Below are 10,797 nucleotides of genomic sequence, written 5' to 3' on the forward strand. Positions count from 1 at the left end.
TCACGGGCGTGCGGTTCCCGTCGCCCCGTACTCTGTTAGAGCTATGACTTTGACCGAGACCCCGCAGCGCCCCCAGCGTCCCCTCCGTGTCCTCGCCGCCATGTCCGGCGGCGTGGACTCCGCCGTCGCCGCCGCCCGCGCGGCCGAAGCCGGGCACGACGTGACGGGAGTGCATCTCGCGCTCTCGGCCAACCCCCAGTCGTTCCGCACGGGCGCGCGGGGCTGTTGCACCATCGAGGACTCGCGCGACGCCCGCCGCGCCGCGGACGTCATCGGCATCCCGTTCTACGTGTGGGACCTCGCCGAGCGGTTCCGTGAGGACGTGGTCGAGGACTTCATCGCCGAGTACGAGGCGGGCCGCACCCCCAACCCGTGCCTGCGCTGCAACGAGAAGATCAAGTTCGCCGCGCTCCTGGACAAGGCCCTCGCCCTCGGCTTCGACGCGGTCGTCACCGGCCACTACGCGCAGGTGATCGTCGACGAGAACGGCACCCGCGAGCTGCACCGCGCCTCCGACATGGCGAAGGACCAGAGCTACGTGCTCGGGGTGCTCGACGACAGGCAGCTCGCCCACGCGATGTTCCCCCTGGGCGACACGGTCACCACCAAGGAGGAGATCCGCGCCGAGGCCGAGCGCCGCGGACTCGCCGTCGCCAAGAAGCCCGACAGCCACGACATCTGCTTCATCGCCGACGGCGACACCCAGGGCTTCCTCGCCTCCCGCCTGGGCAAGGCGGAGGGCGACATCGTGGACGAGTCCGGGGCGGTCCTCGGCAGCCACGAGGGTGCGTTCGGCTACACGATCGGCCAGCGCAAGGGCCTGCGGATCGGCACCCCCGCCCCCGACGGCAAGCCGCGCTACGTCCTGGACATCTCCCCGGTGAACAACACCGTCACGGTCGGCCCCGCCGCCGCCCTGGACGTGACCGGACTGACCGCCATCAAGCCCCGCTGGTGCGGAGCCGCCCCCTCCGGGCCCGGCACGTACACGGCGCAGCTGCGGGCCCACGGCGGCGAGACGGAGGTGACCGCCGAGCTCGTCGACGGCACCCTGAACGTCTCGTTCACCGAGCCCGTGCGCGGCGTCGCCCCCGGCCAGGCGATCGTGCTGTACGACGGCACGCGCGTGGTCGGCTCGGCGACGATCGCGACGACGGACCGCGCCACGGCGGCGGTCTAGGGCCTGTCGCCTTAGCCCCACAGGGAGCCACGCGGCTACGCGACCTGGAGCACGATCTTGCCCTGGGTGCGGCCCAGCTCGCCTTGCGCGTGCGCCTTGGCGGCCTCCTCCAGGGGCAGCACCGTGTTGATCTCGACGCGGAGCTTGCCCTCGTCGACCAGGCGCGCGATCTCAAGGAGGGCAAGACGGTCGGGCTCGACGACCGTCCACCCGGTGTGCACGCCGAGCTCCGCGGCCCGCTCGGGGTCCGGCAGGCCGCCCGGGTCGGGCAGCGTGACCAGGTGGCCGCCGCGCCGCAGCACGGGCAGGGAGCGGTCTCCGTAGGCGCCGCCGACGCCGTCCAGGACCACGTCCACGTCCCGCACGGCTTCGGAGAAGTCCGTCACCGTGTAGTCGATCAGCTCGTCCGCGCCGAGCGAGCGCAGGAAGTCGTGCTTCTCCTCGCGCGCGGTGCCGATGACGTACGCGCCGTGCGCCTTGGCGATCTGCACGGCGAGGTGGCCGACGCCGCCCGCCGCCGCGTGGATCAGCACGCGCTGCCCGGCACGGAGCCCGGCCGTCTCGATCATTCCCTGCCAGGCGGTGAGCGCGGCGAGCGGCAGTGCGGCGGCCTCCTCGTGGCCGATGCCCGCGGGCTTGGGGGCGAAGCGCCGGGCGGGCGCCGCGACGAACTCGGCGTAGCCGCCCGTCTGCTCGGGGAAGCGGGGCATGCCGAACACCGCGTCCCCGGGCTGGTACAGGGTCACCCCGGGGCCGACCTCCTCGACGACGCCCGACACGTCGTACCCGAGGATCGGGGTCTCTCCCCAGCTGCCGAAGGCGCCCTCCGCGCGGATCTCCCAGTCGACGGGGTTGACGCCCGCCGCGTGGACCCGGACCAGGATCTCGGTCAGTCCGGGCTCGGGGCGGTCGACCTCGACCGGGACCAGGTTCTCGGGGGCGCCCCAGGCGCGGGGGGTGACGGCACGCATCTTCCTGGTCATGGTCCTTCTGTTGCAAAAGGGCTGGTGGGACCAAGAGTGCGGCGGAGCGGCCGATCACGGTGCTGGCAGTTTGGCCATCATGTGACAGGATTCGGCCATGGCTTCGAAGAGCAGACGGCACCGGGTGGCAGTCCTCGCCCTGGACGGCGTGTACGCCTTTGAGATGGGCATCCCCCCGCGGATCTTCGGAGCCGCCGAGGACGCCGAGGGGCACCCGCTGTACGACGTCGTCGTCTGCACCGTGGACGGCGGGCCGGTGCGGACCGACGCCGGGTTCCAGGTGATGGCGGCGCACGGCCCGGAGGCGCTGGCCGCGGCGGACACGGTGGTCATCCCGCCCACGGACCGGCTCTGCGGCGGCACCACGGACGGCGTCCTGCCCGAGCCGCTCGCGGCGGCCCTCGCCCGCGTCAGGCCCGGCACGCGATGGGTGTCGTTCTGCACCGCGTCGTACGTCCTCGCGGCCGCCGGGCTGCTCGACGGGCGCCCCGCGACCACGCACTGGAAGGAGGCCGACCACTTCCGGCGCGCCTTCCCCAGGGTCGCCCTCGACGAGAACGTCCTCTTCGTGGACGACGGCGACGTCCTGACGGCGGCGGGCGTCGGTGCGGGCGTGGACCTCTGTCTGCACCTGCTGCGCCGCGACCACGGCAGCGCGGTGGCCCACCGCGCCGCCCGCTTCTGCGTCGTGCCGCCCTGGCGCGAGGGCGGGCAGGCCCAGTACATCGAGCGGCCCGTCCCCGAGCCCACGCTCGCCACGACGGCCGCCACGCGCGTGTGGGCGCTCGAACGGCTCCAGGAACCGCTGCCCCTCGGCGAACTGGCCGCCCACGCGCGCATGAGCCTGCGGACCTTCACCCGCCGCTTCCAGGAAGAGGTCGGCATGCCGCCCGGCCGCTGGCTGACCGCCCAGCGCATCGAACTCGCCCGGCAGCTCCTGGAGTCGAGCGACCTGCCCGTGGACGTGGTCGCCCACCGGTCCGGGTTCGGCACCGGCAACTCCCTGCGCCAGCACATGCGTGCCGTGCTGGGCGTCTCACCGGCGGCCTACCGGCGGACGTTCACGGCTGCGTCGTGACCTCTGCTTCGGTGACCTACGCCTCGGTGACCTCTGCTTCGTAGAAGCAGAAGTGGTCCTTGATCCCGGCCACGGCCGCCTTCGGCTCCGGGTACGCCCACACCGTGTCCGCCGCCCCCGGCAGCGACCAGTAGGAGGCCGTTCCCTTGAAGGGGCAGTACGTGGTGGTCTCCGACGACGTCAGCAGATCCGTGCGGACGTCCTCCGGAGGGAGGTAGTACCGGACCGGGTACCCCGTCTCGCGCAGCAGCAGCGGGCTGCTGCTCTCCGCCACGACCTGCCCGTCGTGCACCACGCGCACGTGGTCGGTGCCCTTCTCGACGGTGATCTGATGCCCGTTGGTCATGTCGTGCCCTCCTCGGCGAGTGCTTTGAGAGTGCCTTCAGGGACGGAACGTACCGTGGGCGCATGAATATCTGCGTCTTTCTCTCCGCCGCCGACCTCGACGACCGCTACACCCGCCCGGCCCGTGAATTCGCCGAACTGCTCGGCAAGGGCGGCCACACGCTGGTGTGGGGCGGCTCCGAGAGCGGTCTGATGAAGGTCGTGGCGGACGGCGTGGACGAGGCCGGAGGGCGGCTCGTGGGCGTCTCCGTCGACTTCCTCGCGGCGAAGGCCAGGCAGGTCTCCGAGCCCAACGAGATGGTGATCGCGCGCGACCTCGCCGAGCGCAAGGCGCTGCTCCTGGAGAAGGCCGACGCGGTCGTGATCATGGTGGGCGGCACCGGCACGCTCGACGAGGCCACCGAGATCCTTGAGCTGAAGAAGCACGGCAAGCAGACCATGCCGGTGGTCCTGCTGAACTCCGAGGGGTTCTACGACGGCCTCAAGGAGCAGTTCCGCCGCATGGAGGACGAGGGCTTCCTGCCCGTCCCACTCACCGACCTGGTCTTTTTCGCGGAGGAGCCCGTGGGCGCGCTGGCCTACCTGGAGGAGTCCGCGGGCACCCAGTGATGCGAGCATGGCGGGTATGGCAACACATGTGATCACCGGGGCGGGCTCCGGCATCGGCGCGGCCGTCGCCCGCCGCCTCCACGCACGCGGCGACGACCTCGTCCTGCACGCGCGGGACGCGGGCCGCGCCAAAGAGCTCGCCGCCCAGTTCCCCGGCGCGAGCACCCTCGTCGGAGACCTCTCCGACCCCGACAAGCTGTCCTGGGCGTTCGGGCACCAGTCGCTGCCCGCGAGCGTGGACTCCCTGCTGCACATCGCGGGCGTCGTCGACCTCGGCCCGGTCGGCGAGCTCACCCCCAAGACCTGGCGGCACCAGCTCAACGTCAACCTCATCGCACCCGCCGAGCTGACCCGCCACTTCCTGCCCCAACTCCGGCTCGCCCAGGGGCACGTGCTCTTCGTCAACTCGGGCGCGGGTCTCAACGCCAGCGCCAACTGGTCCGCGTACGCCGCCTCCAAGCACGGTCTGAAGGCGCTCGCAGACTCGCTGCGCCACGAGGAGCACGGCAACGGCGTCCGCGTCACCACGGTCTACCCCGGCCGCACGGCCAGCGCCATGCAGGTCAAGGTCCACCAGCAGGAGGGCAAGGAGTACGACGCGGCGCGCTTCATCGACCCCGAGTCGGTCGCCACGACGATCGTCATGGCCCTGGACCTGCCGCGCGACGCGGAGGTCAACGACCTGACGGTGCGGCCCGGACGATGAGCGACGCGTTCACCTGGGGCCCGGCCACCGGCGTCGGGTCCATGCCCGGCGGGGACGCCCGCGAGGCCGCCAAGACCGTGACCGGCAGCTTCGAGGGGCCCGAGCAGGGCACGCCGTACCTCGCCGAGCTGCCCGCACGCGGCCCCGGCGCCGACATGATCGGCCGCACCGCTGGGCTCCTCGTCGACCTGTACGCGCGCGTGGAGCCCAGCGGCTGGCGCGTCGGCGACCGCCCGGGGCGCGACACCCGGCGGGCGAAGGCCTGGCTCGGCGAAGACCTCGACGCCCTGGAGGAGTTCACCCAGGGGTACCAGGGCCCGCTGAAGGTCCAGGCCGTCGGCCCCTGGACGCTCGCCGCCGCCCTGGAGCTCAGGAACGGCGAGGCCGCGCTCTCCGACCCCGGCGCCTGCCGCGACCTGGCAGGATCCCTCGCCGAAGGCCTGCGCGAGCACCTCGCCGACGTGCGCCGCAGGGTGCCCGGCGCCCAGGTGGTCCTGCAGCTCGACGAGCCCTCGCTGATCGCCGTGCTGCGCGGGCAGATCAAGACCGCCAGCGAGTACCGCACCCACCGTGCCGTGGACCGGCAGGTCGTCGAGAGCACGCTGCGCGACATCCTCGCCGTCAACGGCGACGGCGCGTCGGTCGTGCATTCGTGCGCGCCCGACGTGCCGTTCGCGCTGCTGCGCCGCGCAGGTGCCGACGCGATCTCCTTCGACTTCTCGCTGCTCACCGAGCGTGACGACGAGACGATCGGTGAGGCGGTCGAGGGGGGCACGAAGCTCTTCGTCGGTGTCGTGCCGGGCGTGGACGGCCGATTGTCAGACCCTGCCGGTAGCGTCATGGGTGTCAGGACGTTGTGGCGCAGGCTGGGGCTGAATCCGGGATCACTCGCGGAGTCGGTCGTGGTCACTCCGTCGTGCGGGCTCGCGGGCGCATCACCCGCGTATGCGCGCGCGGCGCTCGCCCACTGCGTCAGGGCGGCGAGATCGCTCGCAGACAACCCTGAGTAATTGGGTATGACGTAACGGGAGGACGAAACGGTGGCTGTCGAACAGCAAGGCTCTGTGCCCGCCGAGGCACGGGATCAGCATGCCCAGCTGGCCGAGCAGATCGAGGAGCACCGCTTCCGGTATTACGTGAAGGACCAACCGGTCGTCAGCGATGCCGAGTTCGACAAGCTCCTGCGTTCCCTCGAAGCCCTGGAGGAGGCGCACTCCGAGCTCCGGACGCCCGACTCGCCCACCCAGAAGGTCTCCGGTTCGTACGAGACGGAGTTCACCGCCGTAGAGCACCGCGAGCGCATGCTCTCCCTGGACAACGCGTTCGACGACGAGGAGCTGGCCGCCTGGGCCGAGCGCGTCGCCAAGGAGGCAGGCACCCCGGACTTCCACCTCCTGTGCGAGCTGAAGGTGGACGGCCTCGCGGTCAACCTGACGTATGAGGACGGGAAGCTGACCCGCGCCGCCACCAGGGGCGACGGCCGCACCGGCGAGGACATCACGCCGAACGTCCGGACGATCGCGGACATCCCCCAGCGCCTGGAGGGCGACCGGATCCCCGCCCTCGTGGAGATCCGCGGCGAGGTCTTCTTCCCCATGGAGAAGTTCGAGGAGCTGAACGCCCGCCTGGTGGAGGCGGGCGACAAGCCCTTCGCCAACCCGCGGAACGCGGCGGCGGGTTCGCTGCGCCAGAAGGACCCGCGCGTCACCGCGACCCGGCCGCTGCACATGGTGGTGCACGGCATCGGCGCCCGCGAGGGCCTCGACATCGACTGCCTCAGCCACGCCTATGAGCTGCTGCACGAGTGGGGCCTGCCCACCGCCAAGCACAACAAGGTCGTCGAAGGCCTGGACGGCGTGCGCGAATTCATCGCGTACTTCGGAGAGAACCGCCACTCCGTGGAGCACGAGATCGACGGCGTCGTCGTCAAGCTCGACGAGATCCCGCTGCAGGGCCGCCTCGGCTCCACCTCGCGCGCCCCGCGCTGGGCCATCGCCTGGAAGTACGCGCCCGAGGAGGTCAACACCAAGCTCATCAACATCCGCGTCGGCGTCGGCCGCACCGGCCGCGTCACGCCGTATGCGCAGGTGGAGCCCGTCACCGTGGCGGGTTCCGAGGTCGAGTTCGCGACCCTGCACAACCAGGACGTGGTGAAGAAGAAGGGCGTCTTCATCGGGGACACCGTTGTGATCCGCAAGGCGGGCGACGTCATCCCGGAGATCCTCGGCCCCGTCGTGGACCTGCGGGACGGCACCGAGCGGGAGTTCGTGATGCCCGCCGAGTGCCCCGAGTGCGGCACGGCGCTGCGGCCCATGAAGGAGGGCGACATCGACCTCCGCTGCCCCAACGCCCAGTCGTGCCCGGCCCAGTTGCGTGAACGTCTCTTCTACCTCGCGGGCCGCAAGTCCCTGGACATCGAGAACTTCGGGTACGTCGCGGCGGCCGCGCTCACCAAGCCCCTGGAGCCCGCACAGCCGCCGATCCTCGACGAGGGCGACATCTTCGACCTGAAGATCGAGGAACTGCTCCCCATCAAGTCGTACGTCCTGGACCAGGACTCGGGCCTGCCCAAGCGCGACCCCAAGACCGGCGAGGAGAAGGTCGTCACCTTCTTCGCCAACCAGAAGGGCGAGGCGAAGAAGAACTCCCTCGCCATGCTGGAGAACATCGCGGCGGCCAAGGACCGGCCGCTCGCCCGCATCCTCACGGGCCTCTCGATCCGGCACGTCGGCCCGGTGGCGGCCGAGGCGCTGGCCCGTGAGTTCCGTTCCATCGACAGCATCGATCAGGCCACCGAGGAGGAACTGGCCGCTGTGGAGGGCGTCGGCTCGACCATTGCGGCCTCCCTCAAACAGTGGTTCGCCGAGGAGTGGCACCGGGAGATCCTCCGCAAGTGGCGGGAGGCCGGCGTGCGCATGGAGGAGGAGGCGAGCGGCGAGGACGAGGGACCGCGCCCGCTCGCGGGACTCACGGTGGTCGTCACCGGCACGCTGGAGCACCACACCCGGGATGGCGCGAAAGAGGCGTTGCAGAGTCGCGGAGCCAAGGTGACCGGTTCCGTTTCCAAGAAGACGTCCTTCGTCGTCGTCGGCGACAACCCCGGGTCGAAGTACGACAAGGCCATGCAGGTGAAGGTTCCGGTTCTCAACGAGGAAGGCTTCGCTGTCCTGCTCGAACAAGGACCGGACGCGGCGAGGGAAGTTGCGCTTCCGACCGAGGAGTAGCGGTTGAAGGCCACCCGTTCGGCGCATACCAGAGGCATACGGGTGGCCGGGTCGCATTCGGGCAACCGTAGCCGACCGCTGCCCGTGGAAGCCTTCTGCGGCCTACTGTTGAGGTGTGCGCCTGCCGTGCCCCGCTGCGAACGGGGTATCACCTGCTCATCAAGAGCTCGGAAGGGGGCATCCCCTGCTCGGCATGAGTGCGGGAGAACTGCATCTCCTTGCTCGTGCGGAGTGCGGGGACGGATCTTAGGGCGCGGCCGCATCAGGGCCGAGTCCGCATGGCGTGGGCACCGCCGGCTGTGAGAGGGACGGGAATGGAACCGACCGAGAGCGCCGCCCCGGACTCACGGCTGCGCGCGCGCCTGTTGCGCGCGCCGGGAGCCTGGCTGCGCGGCCGCCGAGCCGTGACGAACACCGACTCGGGCAGCATGCCCCAGCCCGCCCCGGGCTCCGGATCCTGCACGCTGAGCACCGCCGTGGAACCACGCGAACGGGCCTGGACCGCCGCTCCGCAGCACGGCACCGACGTCCCCGCCCTCACCGGGACGGGCGCCCCGGCCGCCCAGGACACCCGTGACCCCTGGCCGCTGCTGCCGCTCCTGGTCGTCGCCGGGGCCGCCGTGCTGCTCGGCGCCGGTTTCTTCCAGGCCTTCACCGGCCGCCACGCCCTGTTCCCGACCGGCACCGCGGGCTGGTCCCTCGCCGTCCTCACCGGCCTCATCGTCGGCCACCTCGTCGCGCTCGGCCGCGACCGGTGGTGGGGCGGCACGGGCTCCGGCGGTGCGCTCACCGTCGCCGTCCTCCTTCTCTACGGCTGGGTGCCCGCGGGCATGGTCAGCCTCACCGTCGTCGTCCTCGTCGGCGTCGCGCGCAGGCACCGCTGGCGGCAGGGGCTGCTGCACGGCGCGGTCGACATCCTCGGCATCGGCGCGGGCGCACTCGCCCTGGCCGCCTTCGGCACGGCACCGAGCGCCGAATCCCCCTGGCTCCCCGAGACCTGGGACCTCTACACCGCACCTCAAGTGGCCCTGGTGGCCGTCGCGTATCTCGTCGTCACCCGCGTCCTGCTCTGGTACGTCCACGCGCCGCACACCGGAGCCCTGCCCACGGTCACCCGCACCGCCCTCGTCAGACAGGGCCTCCTCGGCATCGCACTGCTCGGCATCGCCCCGCTGATCTGCGTCGTGGCGATCTCCCTGCCGATCCTGCTGCCCCTCTTCGCGATCCCGCTCGTCGCCCTCGACTCCACCCTCTGGATCGCCCGCGCCCGGGCCGAGGAGCAGCTGCGCGACCCGCTCACCGGGCTGCCCAACCGGCAGTGGCTCCTCGAACGGACCTGGACCGCCCTCGACGACGCCGAGCGGATCGGGGCGCGATCGGCCTTAATGCTGATCGACATGGACCGCTTCCGGTCGGTGAACGACACCCTCGGCCACCTCGCCGGAGACCGCCTGCTGCTCCAGATAGCGGACCGGCTGCGCCTCGCGCTGCCCCGCGGCGCGGAGGCCGCCCGCCTCGGCGGCGACGAGTTCGCCGTCCTGCTGCCGGTCGCCGACTCCACGACGTCGGCCACCCGAGTGGCCCGCCAGCTCGTCGCCGCGCTCGGCTCCCCGCTCGACCTCGACGGCCTGACCCTCGTCCTGGAGGCCAGCGCGGGCCTCGCCGTCTTCCCCGACCACGCACTCGACGCGGAAGGCCTCCTGCGCCGCGCGGACGTCGCGATGTACCAGGCCAAGCGGGACCGCACCGGCGTCGAGGTCTACGAATCCAAGCGCGACTCCAACACCCCCGACCGGCTCGGCCTCCTCGGCGACCTGCGCCGGGCGCTCGACGCGGGCGACGTCGAGCTGCACTACCAGCCCAAGGTCCGCTTCGACGGCCAGGTCGCGGGCCTGGAGGCGCTGGTGCGCTGGGTGCACCCCGAGCGCGGCAAGGTGCCGCCCGACGAGTTCATCGCCATCGCCGAGTCGTCCGGCCTCATGCCGCACCTCACGGAGTACGTCCTGGAGACCGCCCTCGGCCAGGTCGCGAAGTGGCAGGCCCAGGGCCTGAAGGTGCCCGTCGCCGTCAACGTCTCGCCGCGTGACGTCCACACCCCGGGCTTCGCGGGAGCGGTCGCGGCGCGCCTCGCCCGCCACGGAGTCCCCGCCGGGGCCCTGCAGTTGGAGATAACCGAGCACGTCCTCCTGGAGGACCCGCAGCGCGCCGCGGACACGCTGGCCGGGCTCACCGGACACGGCGTCAAGATGTCGCTCGACGACTTCGGCACGGGGTACTCCTCGCTGGTCCACCTGCGCCGCCTCCCGGTCAGCGAGCTGAAGATCGACCGCTCCTTCGTGGCCCGCCTCGCCATCGACAACGAAGACGCGGAGATCGTCCGCTGCACCGTGGACCTCGCCCACTCGCTCGGGCTGCTCGTCGTCGCGGAGGGCGTCGAGGACGACGAGACGTGGGAGCGGCTGCGGGATCTGGGGTGCGACGCGGTCCAGGGCTGGCTCGTCGCGGCGGCGATGCCTGCCGAGGAGACGACGGCGTGGCTGCGGGCGCGAGGCTCGCGCGGCTGGCAGCGTCCCGCCGACCTCGCCGCGGCGCGGGCGGCGGCAGCGCGCGATTCCGGCGCCGCCGAGGCACCGGACCCCGCGGAGCACCCGTCGGGCCAGGCGGTGCAGTAG

Annotated in this window: 9 protein-coding genes; 7 read left to right on the plus strand and 2 right to left on the minus strand. The window is 71.8% G+C overall.

From position 1 onward, the window contains the following. The first annotated feature begins 49 nt into the window (after positions 1-49). Positions 50-1,180 carry a tRNA 2-thiouridine(34) synthase MnmA gene (gene mnmA / locus ABZV77_RS17315; protein WP_356257646.1) on the plus strand — a complete coding sequence of 377 codons (1,131 nt, stop codon included), beginning with the start codon at positions 50-52 and terminating at the stop codon, positions 1,178-1,180. A 35-nt stretch (positions 1,181-1,215) separates the two neighbouring features. Here mnmA and ABZV77_RS17320 read toward each other — a convergent pair whose 3' ends face one another. Continuing rightward, entirely contained in the window at positions 1,216-2,163 is a 948-nt protein-coding gene (locus ABZV77_RS17320) for an NADP-dependent oxidoreductase (protein WP_356256918.1), read from the minus strand. 97 nt (positions 2,164-2,260) lie between these two features. On the opposite strand from ABZV77_RS17320, the gene ABZV77_RS17325 reads away from it, so the two are divergent. After that, complete coding sequence (locus ABZV77_RS17325) at positions 2,261-3,241, plus strand: helix-turn-helix domain-containing protein (RefSeq protein WP_356256921.1); 981 nt, start codon at positions 2,261-2,263, stop codon at positions 3,239-3,241. 16 nt (positions 3,242-3,257) lie between these two features. Here ABZV77_RS17325 and ABZV77_RS17330 read toward each other — a convergent pair whose 3' ends face one another. Next, positions 3,258-3,587 (minus strand): DUF427 domain-containing protein, encoded by a 330-nt coding sequence (locus tag ABZV77_RS17330; RefSeq protein ID WP_356256924.1) that lies wholly within the window; start codon positions 3,585-3,587, stop codon positions 3,258-3,260. Between the two features lie 62 nt (positions 3,588-3,649). Between ABZV77_RS17330 and ABZV77_RS17335 the strand changes: the two genes are divergently transcribed. The 5 genes from ABZV77_RS17335 (at position 3,650) to ABZV77_RS17355 (ending at position 10,797) form a co-directional block, all read left to right on the plus strand. Continuing rightward, positions 3,650-4,195, plus strand: a complete 546-nt coding sequence (locus tag ABZV77_RS17335) for a TIGR00730 family Rossman fold protein (protein WP_356256927.1) — start codon at positions 3,650-3,652, stop codon at positions 4,193-4,195. A 16-nt stretch (positions 4,196-4,211) separates the two neighbouring features. Next, positions 4,212-4,901: an SDR family oxidoreductase gene (locus ABZV77_RS17340; RefSeq protein ID WP_356256930.1), complete on the plus strand. Its 690-nt coding sequence runs from the start codon at positions 4,212-4,214 to the stop codon at positions 4,899-4,901. After that, a complete protein-coding gene (locus tag ABZV77_RS17345) occupies positions 4,898-5,911 on the plus strand; it encodes a methionine synthase (RefSeq protein ID WP_356256933.1) in 1,014 nt (337 codons plus the stop codon). Before ABZV77_RS17340 ends, ABZV77_RS17345 begins: the two co-directional genes overlap by 4 nt. A gap of 30 nt (positions 5,912-5,941) precedes the next feature. Continuing rightward, positions 5,942-8,125 carry an NAD-dependent DNA ligase LigA gene (gene ligA / locus ABZV77_RS17350; protein WP_356256936.1) on the plus strand — a complete coding sequence of 728 codons (2,184 nt, stop codon included), beginning with the start codon at positions 5,942-5,944 and terminating at the stop codon, positions 8,123-8,125. A gap of 314 nt (positions 8,126-8,439) precedes the next feature. Beyond that, a complete protein-coding gene (locus ABZV77_RS17355) occupies positions 8,440-10,797 on the plus strand; it encodes a bifunctional diguanylate cyclase/phosphodiesterase (protein ID WP_356256939.1) in 2,358 nt (785 codons plus the stop codon).

It is taken from the genome of Streptomyces sp. NPDC004732 (assembly GCF_040609235.1).
Classification (GTDB): domain Bacteria; phylum Actinomycetota; class Actinomycetes; order Streptomycetales; family Streptomycetaceae; genus Streptomyces.